Raw genomic sequence first — 21,725 nt, 5'->3', positions numbered from 1 at the left:
GCCGCACATGGTCGATCATTCCGTTGTCGGGCGAAGCCTCGCGCCGGTTACCGCACATGTCGAACCCGGGCGGCTGCGGTTTTTCCGGGAGACGCTCGGCGAGCGCAATCCTGTTTACACCGATGCCGAAGCCGCCAAAGCCGCCGGCTACGCCGCACTGCCGGTGCCGCCGACCTATCTCTTTTGTCTGGAAATGATGGACGCCGAACAGGCCTTCGAATTCCTGGACGTGCTCGGCGCCGACCTAAAGCAGGTGCTGCACGGCGAACAGCGCTTCACCTACCTCGCCCCGGTCATGGTCGGCGATACGCTGCGCTTCGAGCCGCGCATCGCCAGCATCACCGACAAGAAAGGTGGCGCCATGACCCTGGCCGTCGTCGAAACCAAGGTCACCAACCAGCACGGAGTCCATATCGCGGACTGCTCCCGCACGGTCGTGGTGCGGAACAAGGTGGCCGCATGAGCGAGACCTCCAACCGTCAGCTTGCGGTCGGCGACCGCGTCCTGCGCAAGGAATTCCCGCCGATCAGCCGTCACAAGCTCGCGCTCTATTGCGGCGCATCGGGGGACCACAATCCGATTCACGTCGATCTGGATTTCGCCAAGGCCGCCGGATATCCCGATGTCTTCGCGCACGGCATGTTCGTGATGGCGTGCCTCGGCCAGGCCCTGACCGATGCGGTCCATCCCCCGCGGCTGCGCAGCTTTGCAACCCGCTTCATCGCCATCACCCAACTCGGTGCGCGCCTGACCTGCGAGGGCCATGTCACCGAACTCGTCGAACACAATGGCGAACGCTGCGCGAAGCTGGCGCTGACAACCAAAGACGAGAACGGCGACGTCAAACTTGCCGGCGAAGCCGTCATCGCGATCTAGATTCTCATTTTGACGCGTTTTCTTGACGTGACCCGGGTCCACTTCGCTGGAAACGCTATGCACCGGAAGGATTTCAAATGGCCAAGCTCAAGGGAAAAGTCGCCCTGATCACGGGATCGGGCCGCGGCATCGGACGGGCCATCGCCCTGAAACTCGCCAGCGAAGGCGCACGCGTCGTCGTCAACGACCTCGACGCCGCGCCGGGCGATGCCGTGGCTGCCGAGATCAGGGCGGCGGGCGGCGAAGCCATCGCGGTCAACGGCAGCGTCGCCGAACCGGGCTTTGCCGACCGCTTCGTCAAAGCCGCCACCGATACTTTCGGCGGGCTCGACATCATCGTCAACAACGCCGGCTACACCTGGGACTCGACGATCCAGAAGATGACGGACGAGCAATTCCAGGCCATGCTCGACGTCCACCTCGTGGCCCCTTTCCGGATTCTGCGCGCAGCTTCCGAGCCGATTCGGATCATGGCGAAGAAGGAAGCCGAGGCCGGCCGCGAAGTGTTCCGCAAGGTCGTCAATATCTCCTCGATTGCCGGACTTTACGGCAATGCGGGGCAAGCAAGCTATTCGTCGGCCAAAGCGTCCCTGATCGGACTGACACGAACGATGTGCAAGGAATGGGGGCGCTACAAGGTGAACGTCAATTGCGTCGCCTTTGGCTTGATCAACACCCGCCTCACCCAGCCGATCGAGGCGCAGCAGAAGACCATCGACGTCGCTGGCCGCGACATCAAGGTCGGGGTCCAGCCGCAGATGCTCGACGCCATGGCCCGGATGATTCCGCTCGGACGCGGCGGCACGCCCGAAGAAGCGGCGGATGCCGTCTATTTGTTCTGCAGTCCTGAATCCAATTATATCAGCGGTCAGGTGATCGTCGCCGGCGGTGGCCTCATCGTGTGAGGCCTGTCCGATGCAATACCGTTCATCCTGAGCGACCGACGAACTGGACGTGCTCGGCGACCAGATCCGCAGATTTTCGCCAGGTATCCGACACCGCACGTACCAAAATGGCGCGCCGCGGCCGATCGCGCCGCTGCTGTAGCGCAGCGGCAGCAAAGACGCGGGCGCCGATCAATCAGCAGCGCGCCCCCGGCGGGCACGCTCTCGCCGCTGGCGCCGGACGCGACGGAGGCGGAGCCATCCGAGGCGGCGGGGGCGCCGCCATTCGCGGGGGCGGAGGAGCCGCCATACGCGCAGGCGGCGGTGCGGCCATGCGCGGCGGCGGAGCAGCCATCCTCGGCGGCGGCGGCGGCGGCGCAGCCATCCGCGGAGGTGGCGCGGCCATCCTTGGTGGCGGCGACGGCGCGGCCATTCTTGGCGGCGGGGCTGCCATCCTCGGCGGCGGCGCTGCCATCCGAGGCGGCGGAGCCGACGGAGCTATGCGGGCTGCCGGTGGCGGCTGCCTTGCCGCATTCACCGCCGAAGGCGGGGGCGCGCGCCGCAATTCAGGCTGAGGCCTTGGCGAAATGGCGGCCGACGGCCGCAACGGTGCGCCGGGTGGCGGGACTGCCATCCTCGGCTGCCCCGCCGGAGCGATCGGATCGGTCGCGCTGGGCCCGGGCCGCATCCCGGGACCCCCCTGTGGCGAGCCGCCCGGCGCCACCCTTGCATTCGGCGTGACACCTGCAGGCGGCACGGCAGCGCTCGGCGGCGGCGGCGCGCCCCGGGCACCCGGGACTGGCAGCGGGTTGGGCCTTGGCGAGACTTGGTTCGAAGGCAGCCCCGCGGGCGCGTTGGCCGGCAACGGTGCGCTCGGCCGGCCAACCTGCCCCGGAGCGCCGGGCAAGCCGGTCCTCACGGCAGGATTGATCGCGGCACTCGGCGGCACCGGCGCCTTGCCCTGCTGGATCAGCGTTGCCCGCTGCGCCACCGCGGGCGGCAGTGTTGGCGTAGCGCCCCCGACCTGACCGGGCGCCACCGGCGCGCCGGGACGTCCGTTCGGCCGGCCGCCGGGGCCGCCCACCGGTGCACTACCCTCGCCGGCGCCGGGCCGCCGGTTGATGACAGTGTTGATGGCGGCGCGATTATGGATGTTGGCAAAGATGATGTTGTTCGGCGGCGGCGCGACATAACGCGGCGGCCGGTAATAGACCGGGATCGGCACGAAGTACGGCTGCGGCAGGATGAACAGTCCAATCGGCGGCGGCGGCGGCTCCAGGATCACGAAATCGTCCGGCGGCGGCGGCAGGTAGTAGATCGGCGCGGGCGGCGGTGCCACGAAATCGAACTCGGGATCGCCGAACGCCAGCACCGGCCGGTCAATATACATCAGCTCATCCGGCGGCGGCGGCGGCACGTCGTATTCGATGACGTCGAAGGTCGGCGGCGGCTCCAGCGACGCGGTGAGAATGGCGAGCCGGCGGCGCGCGTCGGCGGCATGCGGCCCGCGCGGATAGCGCTGCAGATAGGACCAATAGGCGTTCGGGGTGTCGGTGCGATAGGTGCGGCGCCAGGTGATCGCCTCGCGCCGCGCCGCCGCGATCGCCCTCACCCGCTTCGCCATGGGATCGTCGGGATAGGCGGCCAGAAAATCCTCGTAGGCCGGCAGCGTGTCGCGTTCCAGCGCCGCGGCATAGGCGTCCCGAACGCCGAGCTCGCGGATCGGCCTGCTGCGGGCGGCAGCGGCCTGATCGGCAGCGGGCGCGGCGGGCGCATCCGGTGCGCGCTCGAAGAAGGTAAAGGACGCATCGACCTTCTGGCTGTCCCACGGTACCTGCGCGCCCTTGCTCGCCTCGTTGACGCGAAGCCGCACGCGGTTGAACACCTCCGGCAACGGCAATCCGCCGGTCCGGATCATTTCGGCCAAGGACTGAGCGTAGACGCCATACGCCCCCTGCTCTGCCGGCGCGACCGTTCCGGGTGCGGCGTTGAAAGCGATCAGCATGCGCGGGTCCGCCTCGACCAGCGCGAGGCCGCTGGCGATCTGCCCCTCGATGAACGGCTGCTGCCGCGCCGCGTCCAGCACGACGATGCCGGCCTTCAGCGGCAGCGAAGCGAGCTGGCGGATGTAGTCGCCGGTGCGCAGCGCCTCGACCGGAACGTCGGTATCGCGGTTGATCGTTGAATCGACCGGCACAAAGTAGTTGTCGCCGGACAATTGCAGGCCGTAGCCGGCCAGATACACCATCGCGACCGTATCCGGTCCCGAGCTTTCGGCCTTGTTGATGAAGTCGCGAAAACTCTTGCGCAGCGTGTCGCCGTCGAGGTCGCGGGCGCCGATCACGTCGAAGCCGGCCGCCTGCAAGGTCTGCGCGATCAGGCCGGCGTCGTTGGCCGCGGTCGCCAGCGGCGATTTCGCATAGGCGCCATTGCCGACCACCAGCGCAATGCGCTTTTCCGGCGCTTGCGCGGCGGCGCGATCCAAATGTCCCGCCAGCCCCGATATCACGACCAGGCAAACCGAGAGGATCGAAAAATTTCTTGCAAAACGCATGGGATTCCACCCTGTCGCCGCCCCGCGGCATGGGACGCGCATTCAGCTGAACGTTTCTTGAACAATTGCGCTCGCAACAAGGCGCAGCATGACCAAATTGCGCCGGGTATCCCGCCGCTTTCCGGTTCCGTTCAGTCAGGACAGGCGGCCTCTATTGGGCCAGCCGAAGTTCGGCGATGGTGGTTCGCGCCGCCGTCTCATCCAAGGGAAAGAAATCGAGCGGTCCGGGATTGTCGTAACCCGAGGTCAATGCGGCGCTGAGCGCGAATCCCAGCAAGCCACCGCCGGTGCCGGCCGCGGCGGCCATCATGGCGTTCTTTCGCTTGCTGATCCGCGCCACGAAGAAATGAGTCTGGCCGGGCTGCGCCGTGATGGCGTAGCGCGTCACGCCCGGGAACGCGGCTTCCGTCGCCGTCAATTCACGCTGGCCACCCGGACGGTCGGCAAAGGCGAAAGTCCCGGTCTTAAGGCCAACGATCGGCGTGCCATCGAGCTGAACGTCCCACGCGCCGTCGACGATGCCGCCAAAACCTTTTTCACGCAGCACGACGATACGCGCATGTCCTGCTTTGGGCGGACCGACTTTTCGGGAGATCGCCGAGTAATCCAGTCCGCCCCTCTGTGTCTCGCAGCCGCCCAGCAGCAACACCGAGATCAGTAACGCCACGCCACGCCAAAACACAGCACACCCCAAAAATCCATTCCCCAGGGTTCAGTAACCAAAACCCGGAGGGGTTGCAACTTAACCCATCGGCATCCAAAGCGAAAAACATACGCTGTGGCGGCGCGGTATCACCGACGTCGCCATCTGTTACGCAATCCGAAATACGCCTATACCAGCCGTCGGTCGATCGTCGCCGGCGACGGTCTCATCGTTCGATGCGAGGGCTCAGATGCAATACCGTTCATCCTGGATGACCGACGAACTTGACGTGTTTCGCGACCAGTTCAGGAAATTCCTCGCCAGGGATCTGGCGCCGCACGGCGAAAAATGGCGCGAACAGAAGATGGTCGACCGGTTCGCGTGGCGGGCGCTGGGGGAAATGGGCGCGTTGCTGCCGAGCGTGCCGGAAGCCTATGGCGGCCTCGGCGCCACCTTCGCCTATGACGCCGCCGTCCTCGAGGACATCGAAACCGTGGTGCCCGAGATGACGACCGGCGTCTCCGTGCACAGCGCCATCGTCGCGCATTATATCCTGAACTACGGCTCCGAGGAGCAGAAGCTGCGCTGGTTGCCGAAGATGGCGAGCGGCGAGTTCGTCGGCGCCATCGCGATGACCGAACCCGGCACCGGCTCCGATCTGCAGGGCGTGCGCACCACCGCGCGCAAGCAGGGCAACAACTACGTCATCAACGGCCAGAAGACCTTCATCACCAACGGCCAGGCCGCCGACCTGATCATCGTGGTGGCGCGCACCGGGGGCCCCGGCGCCAAGGGCCTCTCGCTGATCGTGCTGGAGACCGAGGGCAACGCAGGCTTCCGCCGCGGCCGCAACCTCGACAAGATCGGCCTCCACGCATCGGACACGTCGGAACTGTTCTTCGACAATGCAGTCGTGCCGCCGGAAAACCTGCTCGGCGCCGAGGAAGGCAGCGGCTTTGCGCAATTGATGCAGCAACTGCCGCAGGAGCGCCTCGCGCTCGCGGTCGGCGCGGTGGCCTCGATGGAGCGTGCGGTCAAGCTGACCGCCGACTACACCAAGGAGCGCCAGGCGTTCGGCAAGCCGATCATCGAATTCCAGAACACGGCGTTCAAGCTCGCCGAGCGCAAGACCGAGGCCATGATCGGCCGCGTCTTCGTCGACTGGTGCATCGAACGCCTGGTTGCCGGCGAACTCGACACCGTCACCGCCTCGATGGCGAAATACTGGTGCTCGCAGAAGCAGGTCGAGACCGCCGACGAATGCCTGCAACTGCACGGCGGCTACGGCTACATGGAGGAATACCCGATCTCGCGGATGTTCGTGGATGCACGCATCCAGAAGATCTATGGCGGCACCAACGAGATCATGAAGCTGTTGATCGCGCGGTCGCTGTAGCGCGTTTCCAGCGAGGCCCCCAGACTTTCAACCTTCGGAGGGCTCTTACACAAAATATCCGACATTCCCCCATTTTGGTTTGGTGGAGACCTGAAGCATCAGCGCTCAATCGGCGCATCCCGCCATCTACGTACCCAGTCATGCTTGGCAAGATCGGGAGCGATCTCTTCTATGAGCCTCACCACCTCCTCGTGCACGCCCCCCAACATTGCCTCCAGGACTGCGCGGTCCACTTGCTCAACTGCGGGGCTCGGCTGCCATTCCGTCTGGGATATGCACGTCGCTTTGTAGGCATTTCCTGCGGGAGAGAATTCTATTCTGCGCTCAATACCTTGCTCGTAGAAGTCGATCTCAGTTGCCGCACCAGCTTTTACCGCCCGTAAGATATCCGGCAGCTGCTCTAAGAAAATTGCAAGATCGGTACCGACATCGACAGGCCAACGATCTTGACCAAATCCAGCAACGACAAATTGCCCCTCCTTCGCGACAGTTCTGCACAGATCCGAAAGGATCGACCTTATATCTTCCGTCTCCGGGTCGTACGTCCGGGGCGCTGCGCGCACGTTGGTAATATCAGGAAGTAGCAAAGCAATACGCAGCGACGGTCGCATCACGGAATGCCGCCAACCACTTTCAGCTTGTTCTGCTCGACGGCGGCGCATGATTAGGCGTTGCTCGCTACTTCAATCTTAAGTAACGGAGTTTGGTGCAAACATACATACAGCACCCATTAGCTGCATTGCGCATTCCCTTAAAAAATTGCGCAGACGCCGCCTACAACGTCTGCACGTCCACCACACCCGCCACCGCCTTGATCGCGCCCGCGATTTGCGGCGAGACCTTGAAGCGTCCCGGCAGCTTCATCTCCACCTCGGTCTGCAGGTCGAGCATGATGACGAGCGAGACGTCGCCATCGGCGCCGCCCGAAGGCGCGGGCACGGGCTTGACCGGCTGGCCTTTCGTCAAGCCATTCGAAGCTGTGGTCTCCGGCATGTTGAGCCGGCGCGCGATCGAATCCAGCGGCTTGGTGTCGCGAACGAAAATCCGCAGGCCCTTCTGCGTCTTCGCCGCGGCGTCATCGAGCGGTTCGGCATGCAGCACGCGCGCCCGCACGTCCTCGCCCTGCAGCTCGGCGCCGAGCTGCAGCAACACGGCAGCCCCCGGCTCCAGCACGTCGCGGTATTGCGCCAGCCCTTCGGAGAACAGCACGGCCTCGAAATGGCCGGTGGGGTCGGACAGCCCCATGATGCCCATCTTGTTGCCGGTCTTGGTGCGGCGCTCCATCCGCGACACCACCGTGGCCGCGACCTTGCCCGCGGTCGCGCCGGTTTTGACGGCGCGGGAAAATTCCGCCCAGCTCTGCACCCGCAGCCGCTTCAGCACGGTGGCGTAATCGTCGAGCGGATGGCCGGACAGGAAGAACCCCACGGCATCGTATTCGCGGCGGAGCTTTTCGGCCGGCAGCCACGGCTCGATCTGCGGCAGCATGATGGTCGGCGCGTCGGCGGCGTTGCCGAACATGTCGTTCTGGCCGATCGTCGCCGCCTCGTGGCTGCGCTGGCAGGCGGCCAGAATGGCGTCCGCGCCGGCAAAGACACGGGCGCGGTTGGATTCCAGCGTGTCGAAGGCGCCGGCCGCGGCGAGGCTTTCGATGATGCGCTTGTTGACCGCGCGCGGATTGACCCGGGCGGCAAAGTCCGCCAGCGAGGTGAAGAGACCCTTCTTGCGCTCCTCGACGATCTGCTCGACCGCCTGCGGGCCGACGCCTTTCAGCGCGGCCAGCGCGTAATAGATCGTATTCTCGCCGACCTCGAAGGTGGCGGCGGAACGGTTGATGTTCGGCGCCTCGACCTTGATGCCGAGCCGCTGCGCCTCGGCGCGAAATTCGGACAGCTTGTCGGTGTTGTTGAGTTCGAGCGTCATCGACGCCGCCAGAAACTCCACCGGGTAATGCGCCTTCATGTAGGCGGTGTGGTAGGACACCAGCGCATAGGCGGCGGCGTGGCTCTTGTTGAAACCGTAGTCGGCGAACTTGGCCAGCAGTTCGAAGATCGTGTCGGCCTGCCCCTTCGGCACGCCGTTCTTGACCGCGCCGGCGACGAAGATCGCGCGCTGCTTCTCCATCTCGGCGCGGATCTTCTTGCCCATCGCGCGGCGCAACAGGTCGGCGTCGCCGAGCGAATAGCCCGACATCACCTGCGCGATCTGCATCACCTGTTCCTGGTAGATGATGACGCCGAAGGTCTCTTTCAGGATCGGCTCCAGCACGGGATGCAGATATTCCGGCTCCTCGTCGCCATGCTTGCGCGCGCAATAGGTCGGGATGTTGGCCATCGGGCCCGGGCGATACAGCGCCACCAGCGCGATGATGTCCTCGAAACGGTCCGGCCGCATGTCGATCAGCGCGCGGCGCATGCCCTGGCTTTCCACCTGGAACACGCCGACCACGTCGCCCCGCGCCAGCATCGCATAACTCGGCGCGTCGTCGATCGGCAGCGTCGGCAGGTCGACATGGACGTTGCGTTGCCGGAGCAGTTTCACCGCGACATCGAGCACCGTCAGCGTCTTGAGACCGAGGAAGTCGAACTTGACCAGTCCCGCCGGCTCGACCCATTTCATGTTGAACTGGGTCACCGGCATGTCGGATTTGGGATCGCGATAGAGCGGCACCAGTTCGCTCAGCGGCCGGTCGCCGATCACGATGCCGGCGGCGTGGGTCGAGGCGTGGCGCGTCAGGCCTTCGAGGCGCTGGGCGATGTCGAAGGCGCGCGCCACCACCGGGTCCTCGTCGCGGAACGCCTGCAGTTTCGGCTCGCTCTCGATCGCCTGCGCCAGCGTCACGGGTGCTGCCGGATTCTGCGGCACCAGCTTTGTCAGCTTGTCGACCTGCCCATAGGGCATCTGCAGCACGCGGCCGACGTCGCGCAACACGCCGCGCGCCTGCAACGTACCGAACGTGATGATCTGCGCCACCTGGTCGCGGCCGTAGCGCTGCTGCACGTAGTCGATCACCTCACCGCGGCGGTCCTGGCAGAAGTCGATGTCGAAGTCCGGCATCGAGACGCGCTCGGGATTGAGGAAGCGCTCGAACAGCAGGCCGAACCTGATCGGATCGAGATCGGTGATGGTCAGCGCATAGGCGACCAGTGAGCCGGCGCCGGAGCCGCGGCCCGGACCGACGGGAATGTCATGCGCCTTGGCCCATTTGATGAAGTCGGACACGATCAGGAAGTAGCCCGCATAGTTCATGCGGTTGATGACGTTGATCTCGAAGGCGAGACGTTTTGCGTAATCTTCCTCCGTGGTGCCGGGCGACAGGCCATGCACCCGCAGGCGCCGCGCGAGCCCCTCCTGGGCCTGACGCTCGAGTTCTGCGGCCTCCTCACCCACCGCGTCCGAACCTGAGGCGGCGCCCACCGTGAAGCGCGGCAAAATCGGCTTGCGCGTCTTCGGACGGAACGAGCAGCGCTCCGCGATCTCGACCGTGGAAGCCAGCGCTTCCGGAATGTCGGCGAACAGCACCGCCATCTCGGCGCGGGTCTTGAAGCGGTGATCGGGCGTGAGCTGTTCGCGATCGGTCTCGGCGATCAGCTTGCCGCCGGCGATGCACAGCAGCGCATCGTGCGCCTCGTAATCGTCGTTCGTCGCGAAATACGGCTCGTTGGTCGCGACCAGCGGCAACCCTTTGGCATAGGCAAGGTCGATCAGGCCCGATTCGACGCGGCGCTCCTTGTCGATGCCGTGGCGCTGCAATTCGACATAGAGGCGATCTCCGAACAGGCTAACCAGCCGCTCGCAGCGGTCGGCTGCGAGCGCGGCCTGATCGGCGTGCAGCGCCAGCGAGATCGGCCCGTCGGGGCCGCCGGTCAGTGCGATCACATCCTCGGCATCGCCTTCCAGCCATTCGAGCTTGATGTGTGGGGCTTGATTCACCGGCGTTTCCAGAAACGCCCGCGAGTTCAGCCGCATCAGGCTGCGATAGCCGCGCTCCTTGGCCGCCAGCAACACGATTCGCGACGGTGCGGCGGCCAGCGCATTGCGCGCGTTCGGGTCCTGGTCGCCGAAATCGATGGCGAGCTCGCAGCCGACGATCGGCTGAATCCCGTAGCCCGCCATCTTGTCGGAGAATTCCAGCGCGCCGAACATGTTGTCGGTGTCGGTCAGCGCCAGCGCCGGCTGGCGATCGGCCTTGGCGAGTTCGCCGAGCTTGGCGATCTTGATCGAGCCTTTCAGCAGCGAATAGGCCGAATGAACGTGGAGATGAACAAATCCGGCACTGGACATGCGCTTGACGGGCTCTCGCATCATGGTGGAAGCGATCACCGGCCGCGTCTGCACGCCGACTCGCTAGCCGCAATCGTGATGCCTCGGCGGTGCGGAGTCCACGCGGAACGCGGCCTCCGTGCCCGACATCCCCAGCCCGGCAACACGCCCCTCTTCGCCTCGCCTCAAAGCTGCGGAATCACCTGCGCCCAGACCGCAATCATCGCGACAAACAGCGTAATCGACGCCAGCGCCGCCGCCTCTTCCACAAACATCCGCAACATCGTCCGACTCCCTACGATATGAGAACATATGAAGAACAATGTTCCCATTTCGTTCCGGGAGTCAAGCGGGCCCGTGACGGCGGATGCCGAGACCGGAGCCCTTGGTTAATTCCCGTTGGGGCCTGCGAGCAGACCGGCGGTCAGACGAGGTCCCTGATCAGCTTCTCGATGTAGTCATTCACGGTATTGGCGAAGTCGAACTGCGAACCGGTGTCCGAATCGCAGTGGGCCTTTACCGCCGATCGCACACTCTCCAGCGCATCCCTGCGCTCGGGCGCGGGTGTGGTGGCGACCAGTTCGTTGATGGCGCTTTCCGCCAGAGGAATGCCGTTCGGTTCGGCCTCCGTGATCAGCGGGCGTAGCGCGGATGTGCATTTGTGTATGTTTTCCATGCCGCAAATATGCGCACGGACTCATCGCTTTTCCAGCCGAGGAACTGCGACACATCGAACGGCCAACCGGCCGCGCCGACAAAAAAGCCCCGGAGCAACGCTCCGGGGCTTCGTTGTTCTTCGCGAGGAGTGCGAAAGATCAGTAGCGCGTGACGGCCGGACCGCCGAAGCGGTAGTTCAGGCGAGCCGTGACGAGATCGACGTCCTGACGGATGCGATCGGTGCCGAACAGGCCGCCGCCGGGGGCGGTGAAGGTGTAGGTACGATCCTGCATGAACAGGTGATTGTACTCGACGCCGACCGACCAGTTCGGTGCGAAGGCGTATTCGAGGCCCGCACCGATCGTGCCGCCCCAGCGGGTGTCATCGCCGGTGACGCCAGCGAGCGCACCGCCCACCACGTTGGTGACGCGATACGAGTTCGCGGTCACGGCAGCACCGCCCTTGACGTAGAGCAGGACGTTGTTGACGGCGTAGCCAACCTGGCCGGTGAACAGGCCGAAGGCATCGACGTTGGTGTGGTTGCGGAAAGCGGGGAACGCCAGGCTCACATTGTTGCCCGACAGATCGGCCCAGTTGCCCTGAGCTTCGAGACCGAACACGAACGTACCGGCCTGCCAGCGATAACCGACCTGACCACCGACCGTGCCGCCGGTCGCGTCATGCGAACCTTCGGAACCGAACAGTACACCCGCATCCCATGAATTGCGGCTCGAACCCCAACCGCCGTTGGCGCCGATGTAGAAGCCGGTCCAGTCGTACACGGCGGCAACCATCGGGGGCGCCTTGGTGTAAGGACGCGCAGCCATGTCGGCGGCGCTAGCGGGCGCAGCCGCGCCGAGCGCGATCAGACTGGACGTGACGAGCAGAAACTTCTTCATTCTTTAGATCCCGTTTTCTTTTCAGACAGCCCCCAAGGCCGTGACAGGCTATTAGCATCGTTCGATCGAATTACTGTAACCTCATGGCCACAACCCTCATCAAAGAGCCGCAGTAAGAACGCAAGTTAATGTTGTAACGCAAGTGTTACTCGAAACTTTGCAATGGAACCCGCCGCAAAAATTCCACATTCAGGTTCCGCCGGTATTAGTAGGTGGTATAGCTTGACGTAAACGTTGCGGTGCGGCTTGTGTCGACGAAATGGAACCGGAAAGCGCGATGAGGAGATTCGAAATGCGTAAAGCGATTCTGGCCGGGCTGGCCGCGAGCGCATGGGCCTCACTTGGCGCCGCGCCGGCCGAAGCGGTCGGCACCCGATATCCGTTCTGCCTTCAGGGCCAGGAACATCCGGGGCTGAGCTACTGCACCTTCACCAGTTACGAACAATGCCAGGCGACCGCTTCGGGACGTTTTCTATACTGCATCGCCAATCCCTATTACATGAGCGAGGGCGAACCGCCGCCGTCCGCCTATCGCCCACTGCCCGGCCGCGCATTGCCGCCCTCGCCCGCCGGCGGCAGATACTGACACGCCGAACGATCGGCGAGTTGCGCCTGCTGCGCACCGCTGACGCCTACAACGCGCGAACGTGATTTGACGCGCCCGCGCGCGATTTTCCTACTGTATCAGAGGCTACGATTTCGGCGCCGCGAACCCATGTTCCAGCGCAAGTGCGGACGCGCCCATCGATCGCAGCCGCACGTTCTGAAGGAGATTTTGATGCGCGCCCTGACTTTGGCCATCCTCGGGATCGCCGCCGCTTCGGCGGCGGCACCGGCGCAGGCGCAGACCTACGATCCCAACTATCCGGTCTGCCTGCATGTGTATGGCAGGATCACTTATTACGAATGCAGCTATACCTCGCTGCCCCAGTGCAACTTGTCGGCTTCGGGCCGCTCGGCGCAATGCGAGATCAATCCGTATTACGCGCACGCATCCCGGCAACCCTCGCCGCGACGTCACAAGCGTCACCGCGACAGCTACTAGCGCTCGCCCTATTCCATTTCGACGACCTGGCCGTCGACCAGCGACACCCGCCGGTCCATCCGGCCGGCCAGTTCCATGTTGTGGGTGGCGATCAGCATCGCGACCTGCGTCGCCTTCACCAGTTGCATCAGCGCGTTGAAGACGTGATCGGCGGTGTTCGGATCGAGATTTCCGGTCGGCTCGTCGGCGAGTAGCGCCCGCGGCGCATTGGCGACCGCGCGCGCGATCGCGACGCGCTGCTGTTCGCCGCCGGAAAGTTCAGCGGGCCGGTGCGTCATGCGGTCGCCGAGGCCGAGATAGGCCAGGATTTCCTCGGATCGCTTGATGGTCTCGGAGCGTTTGAGGCCGCGGATCATCTGCGGCAGCATGACGTTTTCAAGCGCGGTGAATTCCGGCAGCAGCCGGTGCGACTGATAGACGAAGCCGATGTCGGAGCGCCGGATATGGGTGCGGTCCATGTCGGATAGCTGCGAGGTCGGCGTGCCCGCGACATAGACCTCGCCATCGTCGGGGCTTTCGAGCAGGCCCGCGATATGCAGCAGCGTCGACTTGCCGGAGCCCGATGGCGCCACCAGCGCCACCGACTGCCCCGCCCATAGCGCGAGTTTCGCGCCGTTGAGAATGGTCAGCGTCGCCTCGCCCTGCCTGTACTCGCGCTTTATCTCGTGGAGATAGATAACCGGTACATCTTCCTGCGCCTCCTCGGCCATCTCGCCCTCACTCGTACCGCAGCGCGTCGACGGGATCGAGGCGCGCGGCGCGCCAGGATGGATAGAGCGTCGCCAGGAACGACAGCGTCAGCGCCATGATCACCACAGCGGTGGTTTCGCCGAAATCGATCTCTGCCGGCAGCCGGGACAGGAAATACAGTTCCGGCGAGAACAGTTCGGTGTTGGTCATCCAGGACAGGAACTGCCGGATCGATTCGATGTTCAGGCAGATCAGCATGCCGACGAAGAAGCCCGTCAGCGTGCCGACCACGCCGATCGCCGCCCCCGTGATCAGGAAGATTCGCATGATCGAGCCCTGCGAAGCGCCCATGGTGCGCAGGATTGCGATGTCCTGCCCCTTGTCCTTCACCAGCATGATCAGGCCGGACACGATGTTGAGCGCGGCAACCAGCACGATCATGGTCAGGATCAAAAACATCACGTTGCGTTCGACCTGCAGCGCGTTGAAGAAGGTCGAGTTGCGCTGCCGCCAATCGACCAGGAATACCGGCCGTCCGGCCGCCTCCGTCACGCTCTTGCGGAACGCGTCGATACGATCCGGATTGGTGGTGAACACCTCGATCGCGGTCACGTCGTCCTTGCGGTTGAAATAGGCCTGCGATTCCGGCAACGGCATGAACACGAAACTGGCGTCATATTCCGACATGCCGATCTCGAACACCGCCGCCACCTTGTAGGGCTTGATGCGCGGCGTCGTGCCCATCGGCGTCACCGCGCCCTTGGGCGCGACCAGCGTGATGGTGTCGCCGGCATGCAGCGACAATTGGTCGGCAAGGCGGCGTCCGATGACGACGCCCTGCCCCACGTCGAACCCTTCCATCGTGCCTTGCTTGATGTTCTTGGCGATCGAGGTGAGGTTGTTGAGGTCGGCCGAGCGCATGCCGCGCACCAGCACGCCCGAAGCGTTGAAGGCCGAGGACGCCAGCGCCTGACCGTCCACGACCGGCGCGGCCAGGCGGATGCCATCGACCTGGCTGATGCGCTCGGCGACGTCCTTCCAGTCGGTCAGCGGCGATTCCAGCGGTTGCACCAGCAAATGCCCGTTCAGCCCGAGGATCTTGTCCAGCAGTTCCTTGCGAAAGCCGTTCATCACAGCCATCACGATGATCAGCGTGGCGACGCCGAGCATGATGCCAAGGAAGGAAAACCCGGCAATGACGGAGATAAAGCCTTCCCTGCGGCGCGCGCGCAGGTAACGCCCGGACAACAGCCATTCGAAAGGCGCAAAGGGCGGGGTTCGGACGGTCTCGGTCATGGTCTCATCCATTACTCGATAATCCCATGATTCGGGCCAAAAGTGGCCGCAATGGCTAACATATCCGCCGCGGTGGATAAGCCTATCCCGCGATCTTAGCCACCACTTCGGCCGGACTGAGGTTCTCCCGCGAACCGTCGCTGCGGCGTTTGACCTCAAGCTTGCCCTCGGCGAGGCCCTTCGGCCCGACCAAAATCTGCCAGGGGATGCCGATCAGGTCGGCCGCGGCGAATTTTGCGCCGGCGCGCTGGTCGGTATCGTCATAGAGCACGTCGATGCCCTTGGCGGAAAGCTCGCGATAGAGTTTCTCGCAGGCGCCATCGACCGCAGCATCGCCCTGCTTCAGGTTCAGGATGACAGCGGTGAACGGCGCCACCGCCTCCGGCCATTTGATGCCGGCATCGTCGTGGCAGGCCTCGATGATGGCGCCGACCAGGCGCGAGACGCCGACGCCGTAGGAGCCGCCATGGATCGGCACGTCGACGCCGTCGGGGCCGGCGACCAGCGCCTTCATCGCGTCGGAATATTTGGTGCCGAAATAGAAGATCTGGCCGACCTCGATGCCGCGGGTGTTGACGCGGCGCTCGGCAGGCACCTCGCTTTCATAGCGCGCGGCATCGTGCACATCCTCGGTCGCGGCATAGACCGACGTCCATTGCTTGATGATGCCGGTGAGATCGCCTTCATAATCGACATCGTCGGCCGGAATCGGCAGGTCGAGCACGTTGCTGTCACAGAACACGCCGGACTCGCCGGTTTCCGCCAGCACGATGAATTCATGGCTGAGGTCGCCGCCGATCGGGCCGGTTTCGGCGCGCATCGGGATCGCCTTCAATCCCATCCGCGCGAACGTGCGCAAGTAAGCCACGAACATCCTGTTGTAGGCGCGGCGCGCCGCTGCCTCGTCGATGTCGAAGGAATAGGCATCCTTCATCAGGAATTCGCGGCCGCGCATCACGCCGAAACGCGGACGCTGCTCGTCGCGGAACTTCCACTGGATGTGATAGAGATTGAGCGGCAGGCTCCGGTAGGATTTGACGTAGGCGCGAAAGATCTCGGTGATCATTTCCTCGTTGGTCGGCCCGTACAAGAGTTCGCGCTTGTGGCGGTCGGCGATGCGCAGCATCTCCGGGCCATAGGCGTCGTAACGGCCGCTCTCGCGCCAGAGGTCGGCGAGCTGCAGCGTCGGCATCAACAGTTCCAATGCGCCGGCGCGGTCCTGCTCCTCCCGGACGATCTGCTCGATCTTCTTCAGCACCCGAAAACCCAGCGGCAGCCAGGCGTAGATGCCCGCCGCTTCCTGCCGCATCATGCCCGCGCGCAGCATCAGCCGATGCGAGACGATCTCCGCCTCTTTCGGATTCTCTTTCAGGATGGGTAGAAAAAACCGCGACAACCGCATGGGACAGCTCAAGGAATCAGGGGGGCCAAGCGAAGAGACGCAGTGAAACCGGATCGGGTGCGAAAAGACAAGGCCGGGAAAGGTGAAAAGCCGCTGGAAACGCGGATTTGAGGCTATTTTGGCACGGTTTCGCGGGTCATTTCATTGTACCAGTAAATCGTCTTGCAGCGTGATCTTCTGAAAATCCGTGATCAGCGCCTCGATCTGCATCCGCCAGCGGCCCGGCTGTGGCAGCGCGACGCCGCGCACATTCCAGTTGCCGTCCGGACCGAGCGTCGCGCGGCGCTCCATCGGCTCGATGCCACGCTCAGGGAGGCTCAGGATCAGCGTCGCTTCCTTGGCCGGCAGCAGCGCGGCGTCGCCCGACATCAACTGCAGCTCGAAGTCGTTGGCGCCGACCTTGCCCGGCGACACCAGTATCTGGAACATCGCGGCATCGGTGTGGATATGAACCGAGAGCGGCGCGGCAACGGGCGCGACGGACGCGCGCGGCGGCGGCGTGAAGCGCCAGCCCGCGACCACGGCAAGGATACCGAGAACAAGAACACACTCCGTCAACACCGAACCCGACAGCAGTCGGGTGTTGTTGTGATCGGCAACCACCGCAGGCGTGGCGACAAACCGGTTCAGTGTCGCCAGCGCGAGCAGCAGGATGACCAGCGCCAGCTTGATCGAGAGAATGATGCCATAGTTGGTTTCGATCAGCGCGCGCACGCTGCCGAGCTGGATGATTGAAAGCGTCACCCCGCTCAGCACCAGCAGTCCCACCAGCGGCACGGCGATGGCCGAGAATTGCCGAAGCGCGCGCGGCAGGTGCTCGCTGCGCCGATGCACCATGGCGGCCAGCGGGGCCAGCGCGCCAACCCAGTAAGCGACGGCGATGCCGTGCAGGAACAGCGCCGGCCGGGTCAGCCATTGCGGCGAAGCAGTCGCGGCATGCCCACTGGCGGCAAGCGACGCGCCAACGCCTGCTATTGCCAGTGAACTCAACATCCGGGCTGTCACGATGCCCGAGTGTGTAGCGGCATAAGAAGCAGTGGCCATCGCGCCGGTCGCGATCAGCAGCGACGGTCCGAGGGAGGTCGCAAGCGCGGCCGTCCATGGCGACGCCATCAAGATGCCGCCCGGCGAAAGATTGAGAAGGTCGAGGCCTTGCAAGCCGAGCGAAATCACCGCGCCGACCAAACCGACGGCGAGCGCAGCGCGGCCAATCATCGACCCGCTTGTCCCCCGCCCGATCCAGGCTGCAAAGAATACGCCGCCGACGCCGACGAACATTCCGAGATAGACGCCGATCCGCGCCATCCAGATCAGCACGGCCAACGGCCCCGCTTTCGCCGGTGGCGCAGCCCCGGTGACGGCGCCGATCGAGAACACCATCGACCCCGCCACGGGATGGCCGTCCTCCGAAACCACGCGGTAGCTGACGATTTGCGTCCCCTGCGGCAGTTCGTCGGGCAAAACGATCAGCACGGAATGGCCGGCCGCTTGGGCGGCGACGTCGCGCGACTTGCCGGCGGCGTCGATCACGCCGATCGCAGCCGGCGCAACGGCCTCGTTGAAGTGCAACTGCACCATCTTGGGCGGCTGAACGAGCACGCTGCCGTCGGCCGGCTCCGACGAGACCAGTGTCGCGTGCGCCCACGCGGCGCTCGCGATGCAGAGAGCCGACAGCAGCGCGGCAAGGCCGGCCAGCACGCGCGCCATCGGGATCGCTTACGGTTTTGTCGTCAACTTGAGCCCGGGCGCCGGCGTCTTGCTGCCCGGACCATGGCCGCCGCCTTCGCCTTGAGCGGGAATATCGATCCAGCGGCTGACGCCCTGTTCGCATTCCTGCACCACCGGAAAATACAGCGTGGTGTCCGGCTTCAGGCCTGCTGTGAGATAGCTGGAGAAGACAAACTCATCAAAATTGTCGTCGGCCAGCTTGCCGCCGCTCCACATCACTTCCTTGACGCCTTCGGTGAGCCTGCTGCCGTGAAACTCGTACTCGGTGGCATATTTACCCTTCACCGTCTCGAGCGTCCAGCCCGGCTTCGGCATCGGCTTGATGCCGATCACGCCTTCCGGAATCTGCACGCGCAGCTTGATCGTCGCCGATCCCGCGCAGCCGTGCGGCACGGCAAACACCGCCTTGTAGTACGAGCCGACCGGCGCCTGCCGCTTTTCGAGGGTGACATGGGCGGCCGCCGGAGCGGCGCCAAGCGCCGCAAGGATGATGACGGCAAGAGCGATCTTCGACATCGGCTATCCCTTTACTTCTTCATATCGTGCTGGCCGCCGGAATGCCCGGCGCCGGCGGGCGCCTGCGCGCCGACGCCCTGCACGTCCAGCGACAGCACGACTTTGCCGGCCTTTTCGAATTCCAGCGTCAGCGGCACCTTGTCGCCCTGCTTGAGCGGGGCTTTCAAATCCATCAGCATCAAATGATAGCCGCCGGGCGCCAGCTTGACGGTCTTTCCGGGCTCGATCGAAAGACCCTTGTCGAGCGGGCGCATGGACATGACGCCGTTGTTCATCGCCATCTCGTGAATTTCGAATTTTCCGGCGACCTCGCTCGACCCGCTAGCCAGGCGGTCGGGCGCCGCCCCCTTGTTCTCGATCGTGAGATAGCCCCCCGCCACCTTGGCGCCGGTCGGCGTCGCCCGGCTCCAGGCCTGCGTGATGACGAGGTCGCCGACCTTGACCTCCTGCGCCTGCGCGGGCGCAGCCAGGAGTGAAACCAGGGCGGCCACGCCGGCCAGCGCGTACTTAATGTTCTGCATGATCAGACTTTCGTGTTCAAACGGGTTCCGCAACGGTTGCGTCGGGTGGATACCTACCATCTGTACTTCATCCCGGCAAAAACAGCTCTGCCATTACCCGGTTCAAACAATGGTGACGTGGCGGTCGCCTGGTTGATGATGCTGGTGCTCGAGATGTAGGCCTTGTTGGTGAGGTTGCGTCCCTCGATATAGGCCGAGATCGGGCCGCCATTATCGAAGCCTGCCTTCAGCCCGAGCAGCGCGTAGGCCTCGGTCTTCGTGGTGTTCGCGTTGTCGACGAAATAGGCCTGCGGCACCCATTCGACATTGGGTCCGAAATAGAAGCCGGTCGGATTCTTGTACAGCAGCTCGGCGCGGAGGTAGTGGCGCGGGGCTCCCGGCAGCAGGTTGTTGCGGTAGTTCGGATCGTTGTCGAACCGGAAATCGTTGAACGTGTAGGCCACGTTCAGCCAGAGCTTGTCGGGCGCCGGGCCGTTGTCGAAAATGCCGCTGAAAATCGCAGCACCCGCGCCGGCTTCGATGCCCTGATGAATGGTGCGATCGAGGTTGGCGACATTGCAAGTCCCGGTGCCGGTGGCGGCGCTGGTGCCGAAGAGACATTGCAGTTCGTCGCGAATATTGGCGCGATAGGCCGTGATCTCCCAGGCGTAATCGGGCCGCTTCATCCGCGTTCCGATCTCGTAGGTGGTGGCGACCTGCGGGCGGATCTTGGTGAAGTCGAAGATCCGGGTCCCGCCGCTTCCGCTGGAGCTTTCGCCAAAGCTCGGCACTTCGGCGCTGCGCGAGATGTTGGCGAAAGCTTGCCAGGTCGGATCGATATTCCAGAGCAGGCCGGCCTTCGGTGACCAGAGATTGAACTCGGTCGCCCCTGACTGGTCACCATTGCCAAGGAAGCGATCCTGCCGGTTGCGGGTGGCGTAGAGGAACTGCGTGCCGGCAATCGCCGCCACGTTCGGCAGGAAGTAGAAGCTGTCCTCGACATAGAGCGAGGTGTTCTTCGAACGATCGAGCGAGGACGACTGCAGCGCGCCCTTTGCTCCGCCGAGATTGGCGAATTGCTGGTTGTCGATACTGCCGTTCAGCACGTTGACGCCGGCGACCAGGCGGTTGCGGAAGCCGCCGATGAAACGGTCGTCGGTCACCTTGGCGAAGCCGCCGTAATCCTTGTAGCTGTAATCGAGCCACTGGAAGATCGGATGCATCAAATGGCGGTCGACGCCGAAGGCGCCGAATTCGACCTTGGTGTCATCGAACCGGATCGTGGTCTTGTTGGCGACGCGCACCGTGTCGATGTTGCGCTGCTGGTCGTTGGCGACATTCGCCGGCGCGGCAGCTTCGGGATTGGTCAGCGCCGATTGCTTGGTGACGGTGCCGGGGATGCGCTGACGCACCTCGTTGGCGTTGAAATAGAACCGCGTCTCGGCATCCGGCGAGAACTGATAGCCGACATTGCCGCTGACGCGGGTCGCGCTGCCGAAACTGTGGTCCCTGAACCCGTCGGCGGCCTGCGTCGATGCGGTGACGAAGCCGTCCCACGGTCCGTTGGCGCCGCCGGCATTGGCCTGCAGCCGCTTGAATCCGAATGCGCCGAAATCGACGGACGCGCCGTTCGGGAACGGATCGCGGCCGGTGGGCATCACGAAATTGATCGCGCCGCCGAGCGAGTTGGCGCCGAACTGAAGCGCGTTGGCGCCCTTGAAGACTTCGACGTATTTATAGGCGGTCGGCTCGATCTCCTGGAAATCGCCATAGCCGTCGGCGGTGTTGATCGGAATGCCGTCCATGTAGAGCTGGATGCCGCGCAAATGGAAGTTGCGCGACAGGCCGGAGCCGCGGATCGACAGCCGGGTATCGTCGCCCCATTTCGGCTGTGCGAAGACGCCCGGCACGTAGTCGAGAACGTCCTTGATGGTGTTGGCGACGGTCGAATTCCGGTAGGCCGCGGCCGGCACGATCGCGACGCCGCCCGCGGTATTGTTGATCTCGGTCAGCGCCTGCTGGGCGCTGAGCACGGCGAGCGCGCCGCGAGCGCCCTGACCTTCGCTGGGGACCTGGGGCGGGTTGGCGGGAGTAGGCGCCCGAACGGCGCGCGCCGATCGCGCGGCAGTGCGCGGCGGGCGGGCAACGGCGGCGCGTTTTTGTTCCGGCGCCGTGACGGTCACGGGCGGGAGATTCGATCGCTCGGTCTGGGCCTCGGCTGCGAACGGCGAAATGATGATCGCGGCCGACGCCAGCAATGTGCTGCGCACGACCCCGACAGATGGCGGGATGCAAAACATGAAATAATCCTGACGCCAGCTCCTTGGCCGGCCTGCTCAACTGCGCGAACTGGCACGGCCATTGGCCGCACCAATC

19 protein-coding genes are annotated in these 21,725 nt (G+C 64.4%); 6 read left to right on the top strand and 13 right to left on the bottom strand.

The annotated features are described in order from the left end of the window. Nucleotides 1-7: 7 nt before the first annotated feature. The 3 genes from QUH67_RS16645 (at nucleotide 8) to QUH67_RS16635 (ending at nucleotide 1,781) form a co-directional block, all read left to right on the top strand. Nucleotides 8-463 (top strand): MaoC family dehydratase N-terminal domain-containing protein, encoded by a 456-nt coding sequence (locus QUH67_RS16645; RefSeq protein WP_300947742.1) that lies wholly within the window; start codon nucleotides 8-10, stop codon nucleotides 461-463. Continuing rightward, entirely contained in the window at nucleotides 460-876 is a 417-nt protein-coding gene (locus QUH67_RS16640; protein WP_300947741.1) for a MaoC/PaaZ C-terminal domain-containing protein, read from the top strand. The genes QUH67_RS16645 and QUH67_RS16640 overlap by 4 nt, the downstream gene beginning before the upstream one ends. Before the next feature lie 77 nt (nucleotides 877-953). Next, complete coding sequence (locus tag QUH67_RS16635; protein WP_300947740.1) at nucleotides 954-1,781, top strand: SDR family NAD(P)-dependent oxidoreductase; 828 nt, start codon at nucleotides 954-956, stop codon at nucleotides 1,779-1,781. A 175-nt stretch (nucleotides 1,782-1,956) separates the two neighbouring features. Here QUH67_RS16635 and QUH67_RS16630 read toward each other — a convergent pair whose 3' ends face one another. Together QUH67_RS16630 and QUH67_RS16625 are read right to left on the bottom strand one after the other, a co-directional pair. Continuing rightward, a complete protein-coding gene (locus QUH67_RS16630) occupies nucleotides 1,957-4,314 on the bottom strand; it encodes a caspase family protein (protein ID WP_300947739.1) in 2,358 nt (785 codons plus the stop codon). A gap of 151 nt (nucleotides 4,315-4,465) precedes the next feature. After that, complete coding sequence (locus tag QUH67_RS16625) at nucleotides 4,466-4,996, bottom strand: hypothetical protein (RefSeq protein ID WP_300947738.1); 531 nt, start codon at nucleotides 4,994-4,996, stop codon at nucleotides 4,466-4,468. Nucleotides 4,997-5,207: 211 nt separating this feature from the next. On the opposite strand from QUH67_RS16625, the gene QUH67_RS16620 reads away from it, so the two are divergent. Continuing rightward, nucleotides 5,208-6,353 carry an acyl-CoA dehydrogenase family protein gene (locus tag QUH67_RS16620; RefSeq protein ID WP_300947737.1) on the top strand — a complete coding sequence of 382 codons (1,146 nt, stop codon included), beginning with the start codon at nucleotides 5,208-5,210 and terminating at the stop codon, nucleotides 6,351-6,353. A gap of 98 nt (nucleotides 6,354-6,451) precedes the next feature. Here QUH67_RS16620 and QUH67_RS16615 read toward each other — a convergent pair whose 3' ends face one another. From QUH67_RS16615 to QUH67_RS16600, 4 genes are all read right to left on the bottom strand, one after another. Next, nucleotides 6,452-7,015, bottom strand: a complete 564-nt coding sequence (locus QUH67_RS16615) for a hypothetical protein (RefSeq protein ID WP_300947736.1) — start codon at nucleotides 7,013-7,015, stop codon at nucleotides 6,452-6,454. Between the two features lie 112 nt (nucleotides 7,016-7,127). Next, nucleotides 7,128-10,637, bottom strand: coding sequence for a DNA polymerase III subunit alpha (gene dnaE, locus QUH67_RS16610; RefSeq protein ID WP_300948067.1), 3,510 nt, complete (start codon nucleotides 10,635-10,637; stop codon nucleotides 7,128-7,130). A gap of 403 nt (nucleotides 10,638-11,040) precedes the next feature. Then, complete coding sequence (locus tag QUH67_RS16605; RefSeq protein ID WP_300947735.1) at nucleotides 11,041-11,292, bottom strand: hypothetical protein; 252 nt, start codon at nucleotides 11,290-11,292, stop codon at nucleotides 11,041-11,043. A gap of 139 nt (nucleotides 11,293-11,431) precedes the next feature. Then, entirely contained in the window at nucleotides 11,432-12,172 is a 741-nt protein-coding gene (locus QUH67_RS16600) for an outer membrane protein (RefSeq protein ID WP_300947734.1), read from the bottom strand. A 292-nt stretch (nucleotides 12,173-12,464) separates the two neighbouring features. Between QUH67_RS16600 and QUH67_RS16595 the strand changes: the two genes are divergently transcribed. Together QUH67_RS16595 and QUH67_RS16590 are read left to right on the top strand one after the other, a co-directional pair. After that, nucleotides 12,465-12,758 carry a DUF3551 domain-containing protein gene (locus QUH67_RS16595; RefSeq protein ID WP_300947733.1) on the top strand — a complete coding sequence of 98 codons (294 nt, stop codon included), beginning with the start codon at nucleotides 12,465-12,467 and terminating at the stop codon, nucleotides 12,756-12,758. A gap of 192 nt (nucleotides 12,759-12,950) precedes the next feature. Continuing rightward, the gene (locus tag QUH67_RS16590; protein WP_300947732.1) at nucleotides 12,951-13,217 is read left to right on the top strand and encodes a DUF3551 domain-containing protein; all 267 of its coding nucleotides are present in this window, start codon (nucleotides 12,951-12,953) and stop codon (nucleotides 13,215-13,217) included. Between the two features lie 8 nt (nucleotides 13,218-13,225). Here the strand turns inward: QUH67_RS16590 and QUH67_RS16585 are convergent, their stop codons facing one another. From QUH67_RS16585 to QUH67_RS16555, 7 genes are all read right to left on the bottom strand, one after another. After that, complete coding sequence (locus QUH67_RS16585) at nucleotides 13,226-13,927, bottom strand: ABC transporter ATP-binding protein (RefSeq protein WP_300947731.1); 702 nt, start codon at nucleotides 13,925-13,927, stop codon at nucleotides 13,226-13,228. A 7-nt stretch (nucleotides 13,928-13,934) separates the two neighbouring features. After that, a complete protein-coding gene (locus QUH67_RS16580) occupies nucleotides 13,935-15,215 on the bottom strand; it encodes a lipoprotein-releasing ABC transporter permease subunit (RefSeq protein WP_300947730.1) in 1,281 nt (426 codons plus the stop codon). 70 nt (nucleotides 15,216-15,285) lie between these two features. After that, nucleotides 15,286-16,605, bottom strand: a complete 1,320-nt coding sequence (gene proS, locus QUH67_RS16575) for a proline--tRNA ligase (protein ID WP_300947729.1) — start codon at nucleotides 16,603-16,605, stop codon at nucleotides 15,286-15,288. A gap of 141 nt (nucleotides 16,606-16,746) precedes the next feature. Then, the gene (locus tag QUH67_RS16570) at nucleotides 16,747-18,312 is read right to left on the bottom strand and encodes a copper resistance CopC/CopD family protein (protein ID WP_300947728.1); all 1,566 of its coding nucleotides are present in this window, start codon (nucleotides 18,310-18,312) and stop codon (nucleotides 16,747-16,749) included. Between the two features lie 9 nt (nucleotides 18,313-18,321). Next, nucleotides 18,322-18,849: a YcnI family protein gene (locus QUH67_RS16565; protein WP_300947727.1), complete on the bottom strand. Its 528-nt coding sequence runs from the start codon at nucleotides 18,847-18,849 to the stop codon at nucleotides 18,322-18,324. Nucleotides 18,850-18,860: 11 nt separating this feature from the next. Continuing rightward, nucleotides 18,861-19,370: a copper chaperone PCu(A)C gene (locus QUH67_RS16560; RefSeq protein ID WP_300947726.1), complete on the bottom strand. Its 510-nt coding sequence runs from the start codon at nucleotides 19,368-19,370 to the stop codon at nucleotides 18,861-18,863. Nucleotides 19,371-19,423: 53 nt separating this feature from the next. Further along, nucleotides 19,424-21,649, bottom strand: coding sequence for a TonB-dependent receptor family protein (locus tag QUH67_RS16555; protein WP_300947725.1), 2,226 nt, complete (start codon nucleotides 21,647-21,649; stop codon nucleotides 19,424-19,426). Between the last annotated feature and the right edge of the window lie 76 nt (nucleotides 21,650-21,725).

It is taken from the genome of Bradyrhizobium roseum (assembly GCF_030413175.1).
Taxonomy (GTDB): domain Bacteria; phylum Pseudomonadota; class Alphaproteobacteria; order Rhizobiales; family Xanthobacteraceae; genus Bradyrhizobium; species Bradyrhizobium roseum.
Note: the sequence above shows the minus strand (reverse complement) of the source record. Positions and strands in the feature narration are given on the sequence as shown.

What these genes read in the sequence shown, in the direction of transcription:
- QUH67_RS16645 (WP_300947742.1), top strand. Translation starts at nt 8, where the DNA reads ATGGTCGATCATTCCGTTGTCGGGCGAAGCCTCGCGCCGGTTACCGCA.
- QUH67_RS16640 (WP_300947741.1), top strand. Translation starts at nt 460, where the DNA reads ATGAGCGAGACCTCCAACCGTCAGCTTGCGGTCGGCGACCGCGTCCTG.
- QUH67_RS16635 (WP_300947740.1), top strand. Translation starts at nt 954, where the DNA reads ATGGCCAAGCTCAAGGGAAAAGTCGCCCTGATCACGGGATCGGGCCGC.
- QUH67_RS16630 (WP_300947739.1), bottom strand. Translation starts at nt 4,314, where the DNA reads ATGCGTTTTGCAAGAAATTTTTCGATCCTCTCGGTTTGCCTGGTCGTG.
- QUH67_RS16620 (WP_300947737.1), top strand. Translation starts at nt 5,208, where the DNA reads ATGCAATACCGTTCATCCTGGATGACCGACGAACTTGACGTGTTTCGC.
- QUH67_RS16615 (WP_300947736.1), bottom strand. Translation starts at nt 7,015, where the DNA reads ATGCGCCGCCGTCGAGCAGAACAAGCTGAAAGTGGTTGGCGGCATTCC.
- dnaE (WP_300948067.1), bottom strand. Translation starts at nt 10,637, where the DNA reads ATGTCCAGTGCCGGATTTGTTCATCTCCACGTTCATTCGGCCTATTCG.
- QUH67_RS16605 (WP_300947735.1), bottom strand. Translation starts at nt 11,292, where the DNA reads ATGGAAAACATACACAAATGCACATCCGCGCTACGCCCGCTGATCACG.
- QUH67_RS16600 (WP_300947734.1), bottom strand. Translation starts at nt 12,172, where the DNA reads ATGAAGAAGTTTCTGCTCGTCACGTCCAGTCTGATCGCGCTCGGCGCG.
- QUH67_RS16595 (WP_300947733.1), top strand. Translation starts at nt 12,465, where the DNA reads ATGCGTAAAGCGATTCTGGCCGGGCTGGCCGCGAGCGCATGGGCCTCA.
- QUH67_RS16590 (WP_300947732.1), top strand. Translation starts at nt 12,951, where the DNA reads ATGCGCGCCCTGACTTTGGCCATCCTCGGGATCGCCGCCGCTTCGGCG.
- QUH67_RS16585 (WP_300947731.1), bottom strand. Translation starts at nt 13,927, where the DNA reads ATGGCCGAGGAGGCGCAGGAAGATGTACCGGTTATCTATCTCCACGAG.
- QUH67_RS16580 (WP_300947730.1), bottom strand. Translation starts at nt 15,215, where the DNA reads ATGGATGAGACCATGACCGAGACCGTCCGAACCCCGCCCTTTGCGCCT.
- proS (WP_300947729.1), bottom strand. Translation starts at nt 16,605, where the DNA reads ATGCGGTTGTCGCGGTTTTTTCTACCCATCCTGAAAGAGAATCCGAAA.
- QUH67_RS16570 (WP_300947728.1), bottom strand. Translation starts at nt 18,312, where the DNA reads ATGGCGCGCGTGCTGGCCGGCCTTGCCGCGCTGCTGTCGGCTCTCTGC.
- QUH67_RS16565 (WP_300947727.1), bottom strand. Translation starts at nt 18,849, where the DNA reads ATGTCGAAGATCGCTCTTGCCGTCATCATCCTTGCGGCGCTTGGCGCC.
- QUH67_RS16560 (WP_300947726.1), bottom strand. Translation starts at nt 19,370, where the DNA reads ATGCAGAACATTAAGTACGCGCTGGCCGGCGTGGCCGCCCTGGTTTCA.
- QUH67_RS16555 (WP_300947725.1), bottom strand. Translation starts at nt 21,649, where the DNA reads ATGTTTTGCATCCCGCCATCTGTCGGGGTCGTGCGCAGCACATTGCTG.